This is a genomic window from Bradyrhizobium sp. WSM4874, assembly GCF_055811835.1.
The window spans coordinates 46,832-67,337 of sequence record NZ_JBVVPR010000002.1 but is presented as its reverse complement, the minus strand read 5'-3'; the positions used below and the strand labels follow the sequence as shown (position 1 = coordinate 67,337).

The 20,506-nt window shown below is 65.0% G+C and carries 14 protein-coding genes; 4 read left to right on the top strand and 10 right to left on the bottom strand.

Annotated features, from left to right (window positions below; all coding sequences use genetic code 11):
- Positions 1-181: 181 nt before the first annotated feature.
- From AC0L3P_RS02630 to AC0L3P_RS02615, 4 genes are all read right to left on the bottom strand, one after another.
- Positions 182-2,686: a caspase family protein gene (locus AC0L3P_RS02630; RefSeq protein ID WP_473300900.1), complete on the bottom strand. Its 2,505-nt coding sequence runs from the start codon at positions 2,684-2,686 to the stop codon at positions 182-184.
- Between the two features lie 189 nt (positions 2,687-2,875).
- Positions 2,876-3,616, bottom strand: a complete 741-nt coding sequence (locus tag AC0L3P_RS02625) for a carbonic anhydrase (protein ID WP_354209852.1) — start codon at positions 3,614-3,616, stop codon at positions 2,876-2,878.
- Between the two features lie 116 nt (positions 3,617-3,732).
- Positions 3,733-7,236, bottom strand: a complete 3,504-nt coding sequence (gene dnaE / locus AC0L3P_RS02620) for a DNA polymerase III subunit alpha (protein WP_473300899.1) — start codon at positions 7,234-7,236, stop codon at positions 3,733-3,735.
- Between the two features lie 454 nt (positions 7,237-7,690).
- The gene (locus AC0L3P_RS02615; protein WP_473300898.1) at positions 7,691-8,410 is read right to left on the bottom strand and encodes an outer membrane protein; all 720 of its coding nucleotides are present in this window, start codon (positions 8,408-8,410) and stop codon (positions 7,691-7,693) included.
- 252 nt (positions 8,411-8,662) lie between these two features.
- On the opposite strand from AC0L3P_RS02615, the gene AC0L3P_RS02610 reads away from it, so the two are divergent.
- The gene (locus AC0L3P_RS02610) at positions 8,663-8,983 is read left to right on the top strand and encodes a DUF3551 domain-containing protein (RefSeq protein ID WP_275171278.1); all 321 of its coding nucleotides are present in this window, start codon (positions 8,663-8,665) and stop codon (positions 8,981-8,983) included.
- A 217-nt stretch (positions 8,984-9,200) separates the two neighbouring features.
- Positions 9,201-10,493 (top strand): MFS transporter, encoded by a 1,293-nt coding sequence (locus tag AC0L3P_RS02605; protein WP_473300897.1) that lies wholly within the window; start codon positions 9,201-9,203, stop codon positions 10,491-10,493.
- A 50-nt stretch (positions 10,494-10,543) separates the two neighbouring features.
- Here AC0L3P_RS02605 and map read toward each other — a convergent pair whose 3' ends face one another.
- The 4 genes from map to AC0L3P_RS02585 all read right to left on the bottom strand — a co-directional run bounded on the left by map (position 10,544) and on the right by AC0L3P_RS02585 (position 16,193).
- Complete coding sequence (gene map, locus AC0L3P_RS02600; RefSeq protein ID WP_473300896.1) at positions 10,544-11,290, bottom strand: type I methionyl aminopeptidase; 747 nt, start codon at positions 11,288-11,290, stop codon at positions 10,544-10,546.
- A 78-nt stretch (positions 11,291-11,368) separates the two neighbouring features.
- Entirely contained in the window at positions 11,369-14,518 is a 3,150-nt protein-coding gene (locus AC0L3P_RS02595; protein WP_473300895.1) for a GAF domain-containing protein, read from the bottom strand.
- Positions 14,519-15,000: 482 nt separating this feature from the next.
- Positions 15,001-15,639, bottom strand: a complete 639-nt coding sequence (locus AC0L3P_RS02590; protein ID WP_354059012.1) for an HD domain-containing protein — start codon at positions 15,637-15,639, stop codon at positions 15,001-15,003.
- A gap of 89 nt (positions 15,640-15,728) precedes the next feature.
- Complete coding sequence (locus AC0L3P_RS02585) at positions 15,729-16,193, bottom strand: carboxymuconolactone decarboxylase family protein (RefSeq protein WP_354059670.1); 465 nt, start codon at positions 16,191-16,193, stop codon at positions 15,729-15,731.
- Between the two features lie 125 nt (positions 16,194-16,318).
- Here AC0L3P_RS02585 and pdxR point away from each other — a divergent pair, with 125 nt between their 5' ends.
- Entirely contained in the window at positions 16,319-17,737 is a 1,419-nt protein-coding gene (pdxR, locus tag AC0L3P_RS02580) for a MocR-like pyridoxine biosynthesis transcription factor PdxR (protein ID WP_473300894.1), read from the top strand.
- Between the two features lie 27 nt (positions 17,738-17,764).
- Here the strand turns inward: pdxR and AC0L3P_RS02575 are convergent, their stop codons facing one another.
- Positions 17,765-18,538, bottom strand: coding sequence for a helix-turn-helix transcriptional regulator (locus AC0L3P_RS02575; RefSeq protein WP_275171285.1), 774 nt, complete (start codon positions 18,536-18,538; stop codon positions 17,765-17,767).
- A 108-nt stretch (positions 18,539-18,646) separates the two neighbouring features.
- Here AC0L3P_RS02575 and AC0L3P_RS02570 point away from each other — a divergent pair, with 108 nt between their 5' ends.
- Positions 18,647-19,726 carry an alcohol dehydrogenase catalytic domain-containing protein gene (locus AC0L3P_RS02570; RefSeq protein ID WP_473300893.1) on the top strand — a complete coding sequence of 360 codons (1,080 nt, stop codon included), beginning with the start codon at positions 18,647-18,649 and terminating at the stop codon, positions 19,724-19,726.
- A 78-nt stretch (positions 19,727-19,804) separates the two neighbouring features.
- Here the strand turns inward: AC0L3P_RS02570 and AC0L3P_RS02565 are convergent, their stop codons facing one another.
- A complete protein-coding gene (locus tag AC0L3P_RS02565) occupies positions 19,805-20,506 on the bottom strand; it encodes an ABC transporter ATP-binding protein (RefSeq protein ID WP_275171287.1) in 702 nt (233 codons plus the stop codon).

Here is a 20,506-nt window from a genome sequence, read left to right as displayed (position 1 = left end):
AGAACAGAGCGTTGTCGCCCCGGCTGCCACCGGACGGCCTTGTGAGCCATGCTTCCGTGTGAGATGGCGCGGTGTATAGCGCGATTTCGGCCAGAAGCAAGGAAATAAGGGCCTTTCGGGGCGGCTTTCGCCCGCGAGAGGCCCCCCTTCCCTAAAGACCGCGCGGCGGCCTAGCCCCTGCCTAGCATCTGGGCTGGTTCGGCGGGCACTTCTTTGCCGCCGGCGGCGGAGCCGCGGGACGCGGCGGAGGTGCTGGCGGCGGTGCTGCCGGCCGCGGCGGCGGCGGTGGCGCGACGGCCATCCGGGACGGCGGAGGTGGCGCCGGCCGGGCGACCGGCGGCGGCGGCGCGGGTCGCGCCATTGGCGGCGGCGCCGGCCGAGCGACCGCTACGGGCGGAGCCACCCGCGCCGGTGGCGGCGGCGCAATACGCGGCGGAGGCGGAGGCGTCGGCCGCGCCACGGCCTGAGGCCGCGGTGGTGGTGCCGACGGCCGGGCAGCCTGGGCGGGAGCAGCGCTCGGCTGATGCTGCGGCCTGATCGGCTCCCGCGCCGCCGAGGGCGGCGGCGTGACCGGTCGTCCAATTGCGCCAGGAGGCGTGCGGGCAGCCGCCGGCGAACCAGCGGGCTCGCGGGTCGCGGACTTGCCATGGTCCCCAGGTCCGGTCCCGGGCGGGGCCTGTGCCACCGGCGGCTTCGGCAGTTGGCCGGGCACAGCGGCTGAGTTTGTCGGCGTGGCCGCAGTCGCCGGCGCGGCGGCGGTCGGCGCACCGGGATGAGCCGGCGGAGCGCCGGGAGTAGCAGTCGTCGGCGCCCCCGCAGGCGCTCCCGGACGGGTCGGCGGCGGTGCACCGGGTGCGGTGGCCGTCGGCTGCCCGGGTCTGCCGCCCGGCAATGGCCCGGCTCCCGCTGGCGGTGCAGGTGGGCCGCCATGGGTGCCGGGAACCGGCAGCGTGTTGGCTTGGGGCAGCTTGGCCGGCGGAGTGGCAGATGGACTGGCAGGCGGAGTGGTAGGCGGCGTACCGGTCGGCGCGACATTGGCCGGCCGCGCCGGAGGCGTTCCTGGCCTCGCCGTCGGCTGCATCGTCGCGCTCGGGGGCATCGGCGCCTTGCCCTGCTGGATCAGGGTGGCGCGCTGCACGGCCGCCTGCGGCATGGCTGGACCAGCCGGATTGGTGCGCCCGGCAATGGCCGGCGTGAGATTGCCCGGTCCGGCACCCGCCCCCACCGGCGGTGCCGGCGGCTGGTTGATCACCGTGTTGATGACCGTCCTGTTATGGATGTTCTGATAGATGATATTGTTCGGCGGCGGTGCGACATAGACCGGCGGCCTGACAAATACAGGAATCGGCACGAACATCGGCTGCGGCAGCACGAAGAGGCCGATCACCGGCATCGGCGGCGACAGCACGACGAAATCCGGCGGCGGCGGCGGCAGATAGTAGACCGGTGGCGGCGGAGGCGGCGCGAAACCAAAATCCGGATCGCTGAAATACAGCACGGGACGGTCGACATAGACCACCTCCTCCGGCGGCGGTGGCGGCACGTCGTAGTCGATCATCGCAAAGCTCGGCGGCGGCTCGGGCGGCGCGGTGAGGATCGCCAGGCGCCGGCGCGCATCCGCCGCATGCGGACCACGCGGATAGCGACGCAGATACGACCAATAGGCTTCCGGCGTGTCGGTGCGATAGGTCCGCCGCCATGTGATGGCCTCGCGGCGCGCCGCGACGATCACCATCACGCGCTTCGACAGCGGGTCGCCGGGATAGGCGGTGAGAAACTCTTCGTACGCAGGTAGTGTGTCGCGCGTGAGCGCGGCTGCATAGGCATCCTGCACGCCGAGATCGCGGATCGGCTTGTTGCGGATCGCGGCGACCTGGTCGGGCGCGGCCTCCGGCGGCGGCGCGTCAGGTCCGCGCTCGAAGAAAGAGAATGGCGCCGACATCTTCTGCTCGTTCCAGGGCACCTGCGCGCCCTTGCTGGCCTCGTTGACGCGCAGGCGAACGCGGTCGAACACCTCAGGCAGCGGCAGTCCGCCGGTGCGGATCATCTCCGCCAGCGATTGCGCATAGATGCCGTAAGGTCCGGGCTCCTCGGGCGCCACCGTGCCGGGCGCGGCGTTGAACGCGATCAGCATGTTGGCGTCGGGCTCGACCAGCGCAAGTCCGCCCGCGATCTGCTGGCCGCCCTCCACGAAGGGCTGCGCCCGCGCTGCGTCGAGCACGATGATGTTGGCCTTGAGCGGAACGGAAGCGAGCTGGCGGAGATAGTCGCCGATGCGCAGGCCTTCCGTCGGAATGTCGGTGTCGCGGGTGATGTTGGAATCGACCGGGATGAAGTAGTTCTCACCGGCGAGTTGCACGCCATAGCCGGCGAGATAGACCATCGCGACGGTGCCCGGTCCGGAGGCCTGCGCCTTCTGGATGAAATCGCGAAAGCTCTTGCGCAGCGTGTCGCCGTCGAGATCGCGGGCGCCGACGACGTCGAAGCCCGCCGCCTGCAGCGTCTGCGCGATCAGGCCGGCATCGTTTGCCGTCGTCGCCAGCGGCGACTTGGCATAGGCGCCGTTGCCGACCACGAGTGCGATACGCTTTTCCTGCTGCTGCGCACGCGCCGGATCCGGCACGCCGGCGGCCAGGACCGCGATCGGCAGGAGAAGGCAAATGAAGGCTCTGAGCGTCCCACGCATGGCTTGCTTGCCCGTTTTTGTTGTTGAGGTGCCGCCACGCATCAGACGCGCGGCCAGCTGAATGGCACTTGAACGAAAGGCTTCCAAATAACGAAGGCTTGGATTGAGGCGGTGGCATGGCACCCGGCATCAAGGCCAGGCGCCTGCGTCAGCCTCGCGACAACGAACCGGGCGAGACGGTCCGTCTCGTCAGATCTGCGCGATCAGGTCCACCGTTCCCGTCGTGAGCCGATAGATGCCGCCGACGACCTTCAGCTTACCCTGCTCCACGGCCGCATTGAGGATCGGCGCTGCCGACTTGAGCTTCGCGACATTGTCGATGACGTTCTGCCGGATCGCCTTGTCGAGGACGTCCCCACCCTGCTGCATCGCAGCCTTCGCTGCGGGCGCGATCGCATCGACCAGCGAGGGAATATGGCCCGGCGGCGGCTTGTTGTCCTTGATCGCCTTCAGCGTCGCATCCACCGCGCCGCAACTGTCATGGCCCAGCACCAGAATCAGCGGTGCGTTTAGCACGGCCACCGCGTATTCCATGCTGGCGATGGTTTCGGTGCCGGCAAAATTTCCTGCGACGCGGCAAACGAACAGATCGCCGCGGCCGGTGTCGAAGGCATATTCCGGCGCGATGCGCGAATCGGCACAGCTCAGCACGGCCGCGAACGGATTCTGTCCGCCGGCCAACGCCTCGCGCTCGTGCTTGAAATCGTGCCGCCGCGACACGCCGTCGACATAGCGCGCATTGCCTTCCGTCAGGCGCTTCAATGATGCGTCGGGCGACAGCACGTTCTGCGGCTTGGGCGGCGCCTTGGTCTCCTTGGCAAAGGCTCTGCCGGTCAGCGCGAGGCCGAGCGCCGAGGCACCAAACAACATCGCGGATCGTCGCGACGGCCCCGTGTTTCCCTGCAGAGCTTCAGAGCATTTGTCGCACATGTCGCGTTTCCTCCCGGCGAGGTGGACGATGGCATCGCCGCGATCATAGCCGCAATGACGTGACGAAACCACAACATCCGCAGGGAGCACGCACGACTTCAGCGCCGCCCCCTCGATCAGAGCTGCTGCACGTCCACGACGCCAGCGACTGCCTTGATGGCGCCGGCGATCTGCGGCGAGACCTTGAAGCGGCCGGGCAGCTTCATCTCGACCTCGGTCTCGAGGTCGAGCATCATGACCAGCGAGACCTCGCCGTCGCCGTTGGAGCGCGGCGCGGTGCCCGGACTGCCGACCTTCGGCGCGGCGCCGTTCGAAGCGGCCATGTCGGGGCCGGCGAGACGCTTGGCGATCGAGTCCAGGGGCTTGGTATCGCGCACGAAGATGCGCAGGCCCTTCTGCGTCTTGGCCGCGGCCTCGTCCAGCGGCTCGGCGTGCAGCACGCGCGCGCGGACATCCTCGCCCTGGAGCTCGGCGCCGAGCTGGAGCAGCACCGCGGCGCCCGGCTCCAGCACGTCGCGATATTGTGCGAGGCCTTCGGAGAACAGCACCGCCTCGAAGTGACCCGTGGGATCAGAGAGCCCCATGATGCCCATCTTGTTGCCGGTCTTGGTGCGCCGCTCCATCCGCGACACCACGGTGGCAGCGACCTTGCCGGCGGTGGCGCCGGTCTTCACCGCGCGCGAGAACTCGGCCCAGGACTGCACGCGCAGCCGCTTCAGCACGGTGGCGTAATCGTCGAGCGGATGTCCCGACAGGAAGAAGCCGATCGCGTCATATTCGCGGCGCAGCCGCTCGGCCGGCAACCAGGGCTCGATCTGCGGCAGCATGATGGTCGGCGCGTCGGCCGAGCTGCCGAACATGTCGTTCTGGCCGATGGTCGCAGCTTCGTTCGCCCGCTGGCATGCCGCGAGAATCGAATCTGCGCCGGCGAAGACCCGCGCCCTGTTCGGCTCCAGGGTGTCGAAGGCGCCCGCGGCGGCCAGGCTTTCGATGATGCGCTTGTTGATCGCGCGCGGCGACACCCGCGCGGCGAAGTCGGCGAGCGAGGTGAACAAGCCGTTTTTGGTCCGCTCCGCGATGATCTGCTCGACGGCCGCGATGCCGACGCCCTTCAGCGCCGCGAGCGCGTAGTAGATGGTCTTGTCGCCGACCTCGAAAGTCGCGCCGGAACGGTTGACGTTGGGCGGCTCGACCTTGATGCCGAGGCGCTGCGCCTCGGCGCGGAATTCGGACAGCTTGTCGGTATTGTTGAGATCGAGCGTCATCGACGCCGCGATGAACTCCACCGGGTAATGCGCCTTCATGTAGGCGGTGTGGTAGGACACCAGCGCATAGGCCGCCGCGTGGCTCTTGTTGAAGCCGTAGTCGGCGAATTTTGCCAGCAGCTCGAAGATGGTGTCGGCCTGCCCCTTCGGCACGCCGTTTTTCACTGCGCCTGCGACGAAGATCTCGCGCTGCTTCTCCATCTCGGCGCGGATCTTCTTGCCCATGGCGCGGCGCAGCAGGTCGGCGTCGCCGAGCGAATAGCCCGACATCACCTGCGCGATCTGCATCACCTGTTCCTGGTAGATGATGACGCCGAAGGTCTCCTTGAGAATCGGCTCCAGCACGGGGTGGAGATATTCCGGCTCCTCGTCGCCGTGCTTGCGCGCGCAATAGGTCGGGATGTTCGCCATCGGGCCCGGTCGATAGAGCGCGACCAGCGCGATGATGTCCTCGAAACGGTCGGGGCGCATGTCGACCAGCGCGCGCCGCATGCCCTGGCTTTCAACCTGGAACACGCCGACCACCTCGCCGCGCGCCAGCATCTGGTAGCTTTCGGCATCGTCGATCGGCAGCGTGGCGAGATCGACATGGATGTCGCGCGGCTTGAGCAGTTTGCACGCGACGTCGAGCACGGTCAGCGTCTTCAGGCCGAGGAAGTCGAACTTCACTAGGCCCGCCGGCTCGACCCATTTCATGTTGAACTGGGTCACCGGCATGTCGGATTTGGGATCGCGATACATCGGCACGAGTTCGCTCAGTGGGCGATCGCCGATCACGATGCCCGCCGCGTGCGTCGAGGCGTGACGGGTCAGGCCTTCGAGGCGCTGGGCGATGTCGAAGGCGCGCGCCACCACCGGGTCCTCGTCGCGGAACGCCTGGAGCTTCGGCTCGCTCTCGATCGCGGCGGCCAGCGTCACCGGCGCGGCCGGATTCTGCGGCACGAGCTTGGTCAGCTTGTCGACCTGGCCATAGGGCATTTGCAGCACGCGGCCGACGTCGCGGAGCACGCCGCGCGCCTGCAGCGTACCGAAGGTGATGATCTGCGCCACCTGGTCGCGACCGTAGCGCTCCTGGACGTACTTGATCACCTCGCCGCGGCGATCCTGGCAGAAGTCGATGTCGAAGTCCGGCATCGAGACGCGTTCCGGATTGAGGAAGCGCTCGAACAGCAGGCCGAACTTGATTGGGTCGAGGTCGGTGATGGTGAGCGCCCACGCAACCAGCGAGCCTGCGCCGGAGCCGCGGCCCGGCCCGACCGGGATGCCCTCTCCCTTGGCCCATTTGATGAAGTCGGAGACGATCAGGAAGTAGCCCGCGTACTTCATGCGCATGATGACGTCGAGCTCGAACGCAAGGCGCGCGCTGTAATCTTCTTCCGTCGTGCCTTGCGACAGGCCGTGCACGCGCAGGCGGTTGGCGAGCCCCTCCTCCGCCTGCCGCTTCAATTCGGCCGCCTCGACCGAGGCGGCATCGGAGCTTGCGGCAGCGCCGACCGTGAAGAACGGCAGGATCGGCTTGCGCGTCATCGGCCGGAACGAGCAGCGCTCGGCGATCTCGACCGTCGAGGCCAGCGCCTCCGGAATGTCGGCGAACAGCACCGCCATCTCGGCGCGGGTCTTGAAGCGGTGATCGGGCGTGAGCTGCTCGCGCTCGGTCTCCGCGATCAGCCGCCCGCCGGCGATGCAGAGCAGCGCGTCATGAGCTTCGTAATCGTCGGTCGCCGCGAAATACGGCTCGTTGGTCGCAACCAGCGGCAGGCCCTTGGTGTAGGCGATGTCGATCAGGTGGCTTTCGACCCGCCGCTCTTTCTCGGTGTTGTGGCGCTGCAATTCGATGTAGAGGCGGTCCCCGAACAGGCTGGCCAGACGCTCGCAGCGCGCCGCCGCGAGCTCGGTATAGCCGCCGGCAAGCGCCAGCGAGATCGGCCCGTCCGGACCGCCCGTCAGCGCGATCAGGCCTTCGGTCTCGCCTTCGAGCCAGTCGAACTTGATGTGGGGAGCATGAGTGTCGGGCGTCTCCAGGAACGCACGCGAGTTCAGTCGCATCAGGCTGCGGTAGCCGCGCTCCTGCGCGGCCAGCAGCACCACGCGCGAGGGCAAAAGCACGTTGCGCGCATTGGGATCCTGGTCGCCGAACTCGATCGCGATCTCGCAGCCGACGATCGGCTGGATACCGGAGCCCGCCATCTTGTCGGAGAACTCCAGCGCACCGAACATGTTGTCGGTGTCGGTCAGCGCCAGCGCCGGCTGATGATCTTTCTTCGCTAGCTCGGCGAGCTTGGCGATCTTGATCGAGCCCTTGAGCAGCGAATAGGCCGAGTGAACGTGAAGGTGGACAAATCCGGCGCTCGGCATGGTCGCGTGACGGCCTCTTGCAGATGGGATGGAGCGGTCGCCGGCACCGGAGGCATCCTGCACTCGCCCGGCCGACTCGCCTCACAATGGTGGGGCGTCACGCTGCCAGAGTCCACGCCGGAGCGGCCGATCGGCCGCGTCGTCCTGCTTTTCCCCAACCTGGCCCGCGCCTAGAGCTGCGGGAGTACCTGGGCCCAGATCGCGATCATTCCGACAAACAGCGCAATCGACGCCAACGCGGCGGCTTCTTCGACGAAAATCCTGAACATGGCTTGCTCCATGGTGAGAACGTATGAAGAACATTGTTCTCATTTCGTTCTCAGGAGTCAAGCTATCTCGACCATCTCCGAATAGAATGGTTAACCCGCTGAATTTGAACAACAAAAAAGCCCCGGCCGATGGCCGGGGCTTTCGCCGACCGCTCGAAGTCGAGCGATCGATATCAGGCTTCTACTCAGTAGCGGCCGAGGCTCGGGCCACCGAACTTGTAGTTCAGGCGGACGAGGCCCATGTCGACGTCCTGACGGATACGATCGGTCGAGGGCACCAGCGCGAAGGTGACGTCCTTGTCCTGCAGGAAGATGTGGTTGTACTCGACGCCAACCGACCAGTTCGGCGCGAAACCGTACTCGAGGCCGGCACCGACCGTGCCACCCCAACGGGTCTGATCGTTCGAGGACAGCAGGGCGCCGCCCAAGGTCGAGACTTCATACTTGGTGCCGGCGACAGCCGCACCGCCCTTGGCGTAAACGAGGACGTTATTCCAAGCGTAGCCGATCTGACCGGTGATCAGACCGAACGAGTCGATCTTGGAGCGGTTGCGGGTCGCGAACAGCGCGCTGACGTTGTCGCCCGAGAAGTCGGCCCAGTTGCCCTGACCTTCGATGCCGAACACCCACTGGCCCGACTGCATGCGATAGCCGATCTGGCCACCGACCGTGCCGCCCGTCGCATCGTGCGAACCCTCGCGGCCACCGCCGACGAGATCCCAGGTCGAATGGGCGGAACCGCCGCCGCCGTTGATACCGATGTAGAAGCCGCTCCAGTCGTAGATCGCGGCAACCATCGCCGGCGCCTTGGTGTAAGGCCGCGCAGCGAGGTCAGCAGCCACCGCCGGTGCAGCCGCGCCGAGCGCGACAAGGCTCACAGCAGCAAGCAACAGATTCTTGTTCATTTGATTCCCGTTCCAGTTTCGTCGTTAGGCCCCCGGGCCGTGGCGTCGTCATACCAGCGCTCGACGGAATTGCTGTAACCTCGACGCCACAGTTCGCGCCAAAGGATCGCGCTTCATTAATGAAGATTTACCAACGCGCGCCGGAAACCCTTTGAAGCAAGTGTTTTCATGAGTTCCATTGTGGACTACACGACATCTGCGGCACGCGCGCGTGACAACGTCGCGCGCACGTTCGCGTGATTGGAGAATCGAATGCGCAGACGAATTGCTCTCCCCATTGTCGCCATATTTTCGCTCGCCCTCGCCACATTTGGGATCACGCTCGGCGCAAGCGTGCCCGCGCGCGCGTTCGGGACCCACCATGCCTTCTGCCTCACCGGCGATGAATGGCCGGGGCTCAGCAATTGCACGTTCGACACTTACGCGCAGTGCCAGGCGAGTTCGTCGGGCCGCGCCCTCACCTGTATTGCGAACCCGTATTTCGCAGGCCAGAGCGACGATCCCTATGCGTACCAGAACAGGCCCCGCGCGCAGGTGCCGGGTTATTCACCCGGTTACTACGTGCCGCGCTGAGATGCGCCGCGCTCGCCCGATTGCAGCGGACGAGCAATCAAGAAGCACGGTGTTCGCGTCGTGGCTCACAAATTCGGGACGCTGATATGCGGCCTGCCCTGCGTTGAGATTGCAGCGTTGACGCCGACCGATCCGGGTTTAACTACGACAGACAAATCTTGCAGGGGTGGCGACGTTCGCTGGGCTGGTTCCCGTTAACGCCACCATTGCAGGACAAATGACGACATCGAAGCAAGCGACATCGCAGCAAGCGACCTCGCCCCGCGCGACCGCGGCATCCACGCCCCCTCATCTCGCCATCGTCCTGTTCTCGCTCGCGATGGGCGGCTTTGCGATCGGAACCACCGAATTCGCATCGATGAGCCTGTTGCCGTTTTTCGCCGCCGACCTCGGGGTCGACGAGCCGACCGCGGGACACGCGATCAGCGCCTACGCGCTCGGCGTCGTGCTGGGCGCGCCGCTGATCGCCGTGCTCGGCGCACGGTTGGCGCGGCGCGCGCAGCTATTGATCTTGATGGCCGTGTTCGCGGTCGGCAATGCCCTCACCGCGCTGGCGCCTGGCTTTGGCTCGATGATCGCGGCGCGTTTTCTCTCGGGATTGCCGCATGGCGCCTATTTCGGCATCGCCGCGCTGGTCGCAGCGTCGCTGGTCCCTCAACATCGTCGCTCGCAGGCGATCGGCCAGGTGATGCTGGGCCTGACCGGCGCCACCATCGTCGGTGTGCCCCTGGCGAATCTGATTGGGCAGGCGATCGGCTGGCGCGCGAGCTTCGGCCTCGTGTCGGTGCTGGCGTTGCTCACGGTGCTGCTGTGCGCCTTGTTCGCGCCGCGCGACAAGGCTGGCCGGTCCGATCCGCTGCGAGAGCTCGGCGCGCTGCGAAGCGGCCGCGTCTGGATCACGCTGGCGATCGGCGCCATCGGCTTCGGCGGCATGTTCGCCGTCTACACTTATCTCGCGACGACGCTGATCGAGGTGACCAAGGTCAGCCCCACGCTCATACCGCTTTTTCTGGCCGTGTTCGGCATCGGCGCGACGCTCGGCAATCTGTTTGTGCCGCGCTTTGCCGACCGCGCGCTGATGCCGACGGCGGGAGCCATCCTGCTGTTCTCAGCGGTCGCGCTGCTGGTGTTTCCGCTCGCCGCCGGCAATCCCTGGGCGCTGGCGGCAGACGTCTTCGCCATCGGCGCCGGCGTCTCGCTCGGAGCCATCCTCCAGACGCGGCTGATGGACGTCGCGGGAGATGCGCAGGCGCTCGCCGCCGCACTCAACCATTCGGCGTTCAATACCGCCAATGCGCTCGGTCCGTTTCTCGGCGGCCTCGCCATTCGCGAGGGGCTGGGCTGGACCTCCACCGGTCCCGTCGGCGCCGCGCTGGCGGTTCTGGGTTTCCTGATCTGGATTGTCGCCTATCGTGACTCCAAATCTGCCCCGGTCGATATCAGCAGGAAGCAACGCAGCCCCACCGAAGAATCCTCCGGCGAGACGTGCACCGCCACTGGCGCCGGATGATCGAAGCCGTTCGGATGCTGCCCGAGATCCGGTGGCTTGAGGACGCCTTCTTAACCAGCCATCGTCACGATCAACGGTCCGCTTCGCGTGGCGATCACGGTGTGCTCGTATTGAACGGTCGGCGCCTCGGGGCTGCTGTAGAGCGTCCATGGATCATCGCCATCCTGTGCCCATTCGGCGCCCAGGGACAGGAACGGCTCCACGGTGAACACCAGGCCTTCGCTCATGACGCGGCGTTCGGAGCGGTCGGGCCATGTTGCGATCTCCGTCGGCTCCTCGTGGAGCGACAGGCCGACGCCGTGACTGGCAAGGTTCCTGACCAGGCTGTAACCGTTCTTCCGCGCAAAGGTCCCGATGGCCTGACCGATTCCGGCGATCGGCTTGCCGGCTCCAACCTGCTGCAGGCCCGTCCACATCGCGCGCCGGCCATCCCTGCAAAGACGTTCAACCGCGCGGGTTGCGGGTGGAACGGCGAACGACGCTCCCGTATCCGCAAAGAAGCCGTGCTTCTCGGCTGATACGTCGATGTTCACGAGATCCCCGCGCGCGATCCGCCGATCGCCGGGAATGCCATGAGCGATCTCCTCGTTCACGCTGATGCAGGTCGCCCCGGGAAAGTCGTAGGCCAGCTCCGGAGCCGAACGTGCGCCGGCAGCCTCCAGCAATGTTCGCCCGATCTGGTCGAGCTCGGAGGTGGTCATGCCCGGCTCGAGCGCCTTCCCCATTGCCTCCAGGATGGCGACGATGCGCCCGATCTCTTTCAGGCGCGCGAGGTCGTTGTCATCCGAGATTGTCATGTCATGCTCTTCCGAAAGCCGGGACATAGCCCTTGTGAAGGCGGCTTGCAAACGGAAGAGATCGTTTCCAAAACGCGTTCAGATATCGTCGAGCAAGCTGCGGACTTTGGCAGCCAGGTCGTCGATGGCGAAGGGCTTGGGAAGCAGATGCTTGCCGGCATCGAGCACGCCATTGTGAACGATTGCATTGCGCGTGTAGCCGGTGGTGAACAGCACCTTCAGCTCCGGGTATCGTTTCGACAGCTCGGCCGCAAGCTCGGCGCCCGTCATGTCGGGCATGACGACATCCGTGAACAGCAGATCTGGGACGAAGCCATTTTCGATCGTCCTGATCGCCTCCTTGGCGCTGGCTGCCTCGATGACGGTGTAGCCAAGTTCGCGCAGGCTCTCGGAAGACATGCTGCGGACGCGCTCGTCGTCTTCCACGACGAGAATGGTTTCGTTCTGATGGCTTGCACCGGCAGGTATCTCTTCCTGCGACGGATCTGAGCCCGCCTCCTCGCCGGCGAAGCGTGGCAGGTAGATCTTCACGGTCGTGCCAACATCGACTTCCGAGTCAATTTTGACATGGCCGCCCGACTGCCGCACGAAACCATAGACCTGACTGAGGCCGAGGCCGGTGCCCTTGCCCACGACCTTGGTCGTAAAAAACGGATCGAACACCTTGCCGAGCACATCGGCCGGAATTCCCGTGCCGTTGTCCGTCACGGCCACGAGAACGTACTGCCCGGGTGCGAGTGCGTACTCGCGAGCATACATTCGATCGATCGAGGCGTTGCTGGTTTCTATCGTCAGCCTGCCGCCCTTTTGCATGGCATCGCGCGCATTGACCGCGAGATTGATCATCGCGCTCTCGAGCTGGGCCGGGTCTGCCTTGACTCGCCAGAGGCCAGCCGCCAGCACCGTCTCGAGGCGGATAAGCTCGCCAAGCGATCGCTCGAGCAGCTCGCTCATCCCGCCGACCATCTTGTTGATGTCCACGACCTCAGGCGCGAGAGGCTGCTGGCGCGAGAAAGCGAGCAGCCTTTGCGTCAACGTGGCGGCGCGATTTGCACCGTCGATGGCGCCCTCGATGAAGCGGTCTACGCTGACCTCTCCCCTGCCGAGCCGCCGCTTGGCAAGATTCAGGCTGCCGAGAATCACGGCCAGCATATTGTTGAAGTCGTGGGCTATACCTCCGGTCAATTGTCCGACGGCTTCCATCTTCTGGGATTGCCGCAATTGCTCTTCGGCTTTCATGCGTTCGGCGATTTCGTCGGCAACACGTTGCTCCAATCCGGCATTGAGCGCCTCGAGCCGGGTCAAGAGCTGGGCATTGTCGATAGCGGTGGCGGCATGGCCGGCAATACCAAGCAAGGCGGCCTCGTGCTCTGCCTGAAATTTACCCGTCTCGGCGTGACCGAAGAAAAGTCCGCCGAGGACTTCGCCGGTTCGCGAGATCACAGGGACCGCCAGGTAGGATCGGACCGGAAGATGGCCCTCGGGCATGCCTTTCCGCGGCGCGTTCTTGCCATAGCGGGGGTCCTGCAGGATGTCGTCGGACCTCACCACGCCAGAGCCCTCGAAGGTCGGGCCAAAGACGGCGGTGTTGCGGGGCATCGGAAAGTTTTCAAACGCGGATCGCGGCGCACCCGACAGCGAATACAGCATGTAGCTGCCGCCATCCGGCGCCAGAACGTTGTAGAAAAAGGCGCCGAATTGAGCACCTGTGAGTCCGACGCCGGCATCCGTCACAATCTGGACGATCTTGTCGAGGTCGCGTTCGCGAGAGACCGAAGTCCCGGTATCGTTCAGTATTCTGAGATGACGCTCGGTTTTCTTTTGCGCGGTGATATCAAGTACCGTTCCGATGAACCGAACAGCCTGACCGTTGGCGAAGATGGCTTGACCGGTCGCGGCTATCCAGCGTTCGACCCCATCCTCGATGCCAATGGTTCGGTATTCCATATTGTAGTGTGCCGGCGCGTGCGGCGTCAGCGCTGCGGACACCGCCTCGTGGGCGCGCTGCCTGTCCTCGGGATGAAGGCCCTTCAGGAACGTCCCTTCATAGCTGGCTTCGGCGTCCGGCGGTAAACCGAATACCTCCTTGCAGCGGCTGTCCCATCGAAGGACGTTGTTGACCGGGTCGTAGTCCCAGGTGCCGATACCAGCCGCGTTGTTCGCAAGCGTCAGTCGTTCGGCGGCTTCCCGCGCTGCCTGTTCCGATCGGACGCGCTCAATGTGGGCCCACGATCGCTCGGTCACCTCGGTGAGCAAGGCGAGTTCGCGCGGCGTCCACTGGTGCGGGCCCCGATGATGAATGGCCATCAAGGCGGTAAGTCGTCCTTCTTTCACCAGGGGCATGCAGATCGTCGAACCGATCCCGATGTTCTGGAAAGTGGCGGCCTCCTCAGGCGCAAGCTCCTTCAAATTGTCATTGATGATCAGGGGCCTGCCGGCGCCGAGCTCTCGCACCGCCTTCTTGCCGAAGTCAGCCAGACTGTAGTGACCGATGATATGCATTGCGCCCGGCGCCGCCCAATCTCCGCGTATGGTGAAGCCGTCCTGGTCCGCATCCATGTCGGCATAGGCGCAGTTCGAGACGCCGAGATGCTGGCCGACCATTTTGGTCGTGACCGCCATCACGCCGTCGGCATCGCGAGTCCTGGCCGTCTCCTTGTTGAGCGCGTCCAGGAAAAGAAGCCGGGCTTCGTTCTCCCGAACAGCCGTCTCCGCGCGGCGGCGCTCGACGGCCGTGCGCGTCCGCTCGGCAACATCGCGAATAAGCTCCAGCTCTTCGGAGCTCCATTCGCGCGGCCTGGCATCGTTCAGATACAGCAGCGCCACGACCCCGTCGGGCTCCGAGATCGGCATGTTGACGAGCGCGCGCGCAGAGATCGCCTCGAGGGCCTCGGCACGATCGCCGACGCGAGGGTCTTTTTCCGCATCGGCACAGATGACGGTCTCGCCGCGCTTGAGGTCTTCGATGTAGCTGCCATAGTCGCGGAAGCGCAGCACGCCTGCGAGGCTCAGGATGCCCGGTGCGTTCCAGTCGCGGACAATGGTGATGGTCTCGGCTGAGGTATCGACCGTGCCGTAGCCTGCCCTGCTGACGTTTAGGCTGCGGCCAAGCAGCTCCGCCGCAGCATAGGCGAGATCGTCGGGATTGTTGATCTCTCGGATGTAGTCGCCGAGCGTGGCTAAGACGGAATTGCGATCGGCCGAGCGGACCCCGGTCGCTGTCGTCATTGGTCTTCCCCTGCCACTTCCCTAACTCCACGATGAGCTAGCTGTTTGATCGTCCCGCTACTGTTCGCTTCGACCCCAGGTAGCCCGCCTGAACTTCGAAGTGATGCAGACGGGTCGCGCAAATTATCTGCGCGATAACCGCATGATCGCATTTAGGTTCCCGTCGGTACCGTCCCTTGGGAGACTGCCGTTCTGGCCAGCTCCATCGGGCCCCCTGATTGCCAATCCAGACGTCGCGGACAGACCCGTGCGGACGCGCGACCGCAAGTTGTGGCAGCGCGGATCGTCGTGTAGCATCAATGTCTGCTTTTCACCCCGCGTGGTCCCCGTCGTTTCATGCTCGCCCGGCGTCATGCGCGTCGGTGACGCCGACTCCGAATAACCCTGGCCGGCCATTCAGCGGCCGAACGCCAGCGCAACGCCTCCGGCCGCACCGGCGCCATAAACCAACGTGGCAAAGCCCGAACACCGCGCCGAAGGGCTCAGCTCTGCCAGGGCGTGTTGCGGATGCGAGTGCACGCGTTCGGCTTGCGAAATGTGGGATCGTGATCTTCGATGTAATCGAAATTGACCGTGCCAAACGTGGTCTGCGGCTTCTTCAAGGCTGAGCAGGTTTGTATCTGAAGGAAGTCATTCTTGAAATCACCGCGCGGAAATGCGGTGGTCACCTGGTTGCGCTGCTCTGGCGTGTACTCATCATAGCCAATCCCCACGACGTCGACCAAAACGCCCGCATTCGTGAGAGCGATTTCCGGCCGCATGTATTGTGGAATTCCAGGCGTCGTATGTAACGCGATCGCCTCCCAAACCAGATCGGCTTTTGGCTCGTCAATGCCGTGCCCCCTCAGAAATGCGCGGGCGGCATCGGCGCCATCAACTTCAAATCGCTTGGTCTGCGTGTGGTAATGGTCGACGAGCCCGAGATCGTGGAACAGCGCCGCGATGTAGAGCAGCTCGGGATCGAATTTTAGATTTTGCCGATGTCCCTTGATCGCGCCGAACACAAAGACGCGGACCGAGTGATTGAACAACATGTCGTTTTCGTACTGGCGCACCAGCTCGGCGGCCTCTCGTGCGATCTTGCTGTCGGGAATCTTCACGCCGGAAATTGCAAAGGTCATTTCAAGCTCCTGCCTTGCATCTCTGAGATCTCAGGACATCCTTCGCAGTCGAAGGCATGTGTTTACCCTCTTGCCGTCTGGCACCGCGGTCAGGCTGCCATCTCCTCCTTCGCGGCCTGTGGCGTATTTCGGAAGCTGATTGCCATGCGATTGTACGCGTTCATCAGGCCGATCGCGATGGTGAGATCGACGAGCTCGCGCTCCTCGAAGACGGCGCGGGCAGCCTCGTAAGCTTGATCCGGGATGCCGGTTTCAGCCACACGGGTCACCGTTTCAGCCCATGCGAGGGCGGCACGCTCCCGCTCGTCGAAGAGATGACCGCCTTCCGCCCAGGCCTGCACCAGCGCGATCTTTTCGATCTTCTGTCCGCTCTTCAGCAGATCGCGCGTGTGCATGTCGAGGCAGTAGGCGCAATTGTTGATCTGCGAAATGCGCAGATAGACCAGAGTGACAAGCGTTGCAGGAAGATTGCTCTGCATGACATAGCCGTAGACGCCGCCGAGCGCTTTCATCCCTGCGGGTGCGATGCGGTCGTAATCGAGACGCTTAGCCATTTTCATACTCCATGATCGGTTCTGTTCGGCGGCTGTCGCCGCGTACTTTCCTTGTCCGATAAATGTCCCCGCGCTGGTCTACAAAATAGCACCAGGAATGGACAAACATCGTGTACTACGGAGGCATGGTCAAACCGCTGCGGCTGGAGCTCGATCGATCTGCGAAGACGCCATTGGCGGAACAAATCCGCAGAGGTATCGGAGCTGCCATCGAGAGCGGCGTGCTCGCGCCGGGAGCTCGTCTGCCGTCCTGGCAGGATTTGGCGGCTCAGCTGGGTGTCGCGCGCGGCACCGTGCGTTCGGCTTACGAAAAGCTCTCATCCGCGCAACTGATCGTCGCGTCGCGCGCGACCGGAACGCATGTTGCGGATCGACCCGCCTTTACTCCTCGGCAGGAAGCAGCTCCCCACCCCGGTTCGTTCATGGAAATGTACCAGGAGCTCACTGCGGGACCGGCCATTTTCCAGATGGGTGTGCCCGCTCACGAGACCTTTCCTGCCAAGCTGTTCTCGAGGATGCGCACGCGGGCGGTGCGCGCGGAGACGAGCGCGCCGGCCATCTACAGGGATCCCCGCGGCGAGCTGGAATTGAGGCGCGACATCGCTGCGTATCTCGCGCTGGCGAGGGGTATCGAATGTGCACCGTCGCAGATCATCATCACGGCCGGCTTCAGCAGCGGGCTCGGACTGGCACTCCGGGTTCTCTGTCTCGAGCAGAAAAAGGTCTGGATGGAGGACCCGGGCTTCCCCTTCACAAGGCACGGCCTTGAGCTTGCAAGGTTGTTGATCACGCCGATCCCGGTCGACGCGGACGGCATCGACGTCGGTTACGGCCTGAAACACGCTCCCGATGCAGCATTGGTCGTCGTGACCCCCGGACAGCAGGCACCGCTTGGCTCCACATTGTCGCTGGCAAGACGTTCACGTCTGCTCGACTGGGCAGCCCAGGAACGGGTCTGGGTGATCGAGGACGACTATCTGAGCGAGCTTCAGCTGAAGGGCCGGGCCACACCTGCGCTCGCCTCTCTCGATCGTTTCGGCCGCGTCATTCACATCGGGTCTTTCAGCAAGACCCTGACTCCTGCGTTGCGGTTGGGCTTCGTCGTTGCACCCGCCTCTCTGGCATCCCGTTTTGCCGAGGTTGCGGCATGCCTCGCTCCGGCCCCCGGGCCCTCCGTACAGATCGCAACCGCCGAATTCATCCGCGACGGCCACTATCTACGGCATCTTCGACGCACGAAGCGGGCCTATGCCGCGCAAGGCGATGCGCTGCTGAAATATTTGAAGGCACGCGCCAAGGACGTCGCGAAGGACGTTGCGATCGCCGGATTGGCCGCGGTCTTGAGACTGCCGGACGGAACCTCCGACGTCGCGATCGCGAGGGAAGCGGCATCGTTTGGATTGGCGCCCACGCCCCTGTCGCTATGGCATGCGTCTGCGGCCTCGGCGCGATCCGGCCTGTTGCTGGGCATCGCCACATCGCCCCATAAGAGGATCGAGGCCTCCTGCGATCGGCTGCTTCAGATCATCGACCGTCATACATGACGAGCTCGGGCCCTATGCTTCCGCAATCTACACGGGCGTATAGATCACCAGCTTCAGCGCCGGATCGTCATTGGCCTGAAAGCTCGTGTGCTCGAACCGGAGCACGCCCTTGGTCGGATGGTTCATGGTCTTGAGGCCTGCGGCAGTGCTGCGGATCTCGTGTGCTTCCCACCATTTGACGAATTCCGGACTGCCCTGGCGCAGCCGCGTCAGCAATTCCGTAAAGGCGGGATCGCCGGCCCAGACGTCGTGAGTGGTGCGAAACATCGCGACCATACGCTTGGCCACATCGGCCCAGCCCGCGCCGTAGAATTTTCGCGTGCGCTTGTTGGTCATCATCAAGAGCAGCGTGTTGCGATCCTCCTCGGGCAACCGGCCAAATGCGAAGACCTCCTCGGCGGCGGCGTTCCAGGCCAGCACGTCCCAGCGCCGCCCGGTGATGTAGGCCGGATGCGGCAGGCTCTCGATCAGGCGCCGTATGGGCGGCGGCACCACCTCGCGCGCAAACGCGCCCCTCACGCCGTCGCGTGCCAGCGCCTTAAGGTGCGCATGCTCGGTCTTGCTAAGGCGCAACGCGCGCGCCAGCGCATCGACAGTCGTGACCGAAGGGCTGACGGTGCGGCCCTGTTCGAGCCGGATGTACCAGTCGACGCCGATGCCGGCGAGCTGCGCGACCTCCTCGCGGCGCAGGCCCGCCGTGCGGCGCCGCCGGCCGGCGGGAAGCCCGACCGTCTTCGGCGACAGCTTTTCGCGGCGGGAGCGGAGGAAGTCGCCGAATTCGACGCGGCGTGGGTCGGCCATATTGACATGCCTCGATGGAGGGCCCGTGGAATACTAGGATAATACCAGGCCTTTCTGGCCCTGGAAAGGCGGCGCATATGGGTGTCACCCGAACATGAGGTGACCACCATGAAAGCCGCCGTACTCAAATCCCTGGGATCTCCGCTCGTCATCGAGAATGCACCCGAACCGGTGCTCGGGACCGGCGAGGTCATCGTGGACGTCGTCGCCACGCGCGTGCTGTCCTACATGAACGAGGTTTTCAGCGGGGCGCGCAACTATGCGCTCGACCTGCCGATTATCCCGGGGCCTGGCGGCATCGGCCGGGTCCGCGCCATCGGCCCGGACGCGACGAAGCTCAGCGTTGGCGACTGGGTGTTCTGCGACCCGACGGTGCGCTCGCGCGACGACGCCGCAGCGCCCGACATTGCCCTGCAAGGACTCACTGCCCCCGGTGCCGGCGCCATGCGCCTGCAACAGCATTTTCGCCACGGCTCGTTTGCCGAGCAGATGAGGGTGCCGACGGAGAATGTCAAACGGCTCGGCACGATCACGCCGGAGGACGCCACGCGATGGTGTGCGCTGGGGACGCTGCTGGTGCCCTATGGCGGCTTCCTTGCCGCCAACCTTCAGCCCGGCGAGACCGTGCTAGTGAGCGGCGCCACCGGCAATTTCGGCAGTGCGGCCGTCTCGGTCGCGCTCGCGATGGGCGCGGCCTGCGTGGTCGCGCCCGGCCGCAACGACAAGATCTTGGCCGACCTCGTCCGCCGCTTCGGCGATCGCGTGAAGCCAGTCAGGCTCTCCGGCAATGAGGACGACGACCGCGAGAGCATGAAGCGCGCGGCGCCCGTGCCGATCGACTGCGTGCTCGACATCATGCCGCCCTCGGTGAGCACGAATGTAGTGCGCGCGGCGATCATGACGGTGCGCGCATACGGCCGCGTCGTGCTGATGGGTGGTGTCGGCATGGCGGGCGGCGCGGGCCTCGAGCTGCCCTACCCCTGGATCATGCGCAACTGCATCAGCATCCACGGCGTCTGGTTGTATCCGCCGGATGCGGCAAGCCGCCTGATCGCGCTGGTGCGCGCGGGACTGCTCAGGTTGGAGGAGTACGAGGCCACCGCCTTCGATCTCGACCACGCCAACGAGGCGGTGGACCATGCCGCCGCCAATGGCGGACCGTTCAAATTGACGGTGATCCGGCCTTGAGCACCCCGAGGAACGCCATTTTTTTCGTCAGTCCGGCCAAGCACTTGGCTACTGTGCATGGGGTTGTTTTCGCGTTTTTTATTCGAGCTCGACCACCTGGCCGTTCGACAGCGACACGCGGCGGTCCATGCGGCCGGCGAGTTCCATGTTGTGGGTCGCGATCAACATGGAGACCTTGGTCGCCTTGACGAGTTGCATCAGGGCCTGGAAAACGTGGTCCGCGGTGTGCGGATCGAGATTGCCGGTCGGCTCGTCCGCAAACAGCACCCGCGGAGCATTGGCCACAGCGCGCGCGATCGCAACGCGCTGCTGCTCGCCGCCGGACAGCTCGGACGGGCGGTGCGTGATACGCTCGCCGAGGCCGAGATAGCCGAGGATCTCCTTGGCGCGCTTGACGCTCTCGGACTTTTTGAGGCCGCGGATCATCTGCGGCATCATGACGTTCTCCAGCGCCGAGAACTCCGGCAGCAGCCGGTGCGACTGGTAGACGAAGCCGATGTCGGTGCGGCGAAGCTGGGTGCGCTCGATGTCGGGCAGCTGCGAGGTCGGCGCGCCGTTGACGTAGACCTCGCCGGAATCGGGCGCTTCCAACAGACCAGCAATGTGCAGCAGCGTCGACTTGCCCGAACCTGACGGCGCCACCAGCGCGACGGACTGGCCCGCCCACAGCGCGAGCTTGGCGCCGTCGAGGATCGTCAGCGGCACCTCGCCCTGCAAGTACTGGCGCTTTATCTCGTGGAGATAAATGACCGGTACATCTTCCGCCCCCTGCTGCTCCAT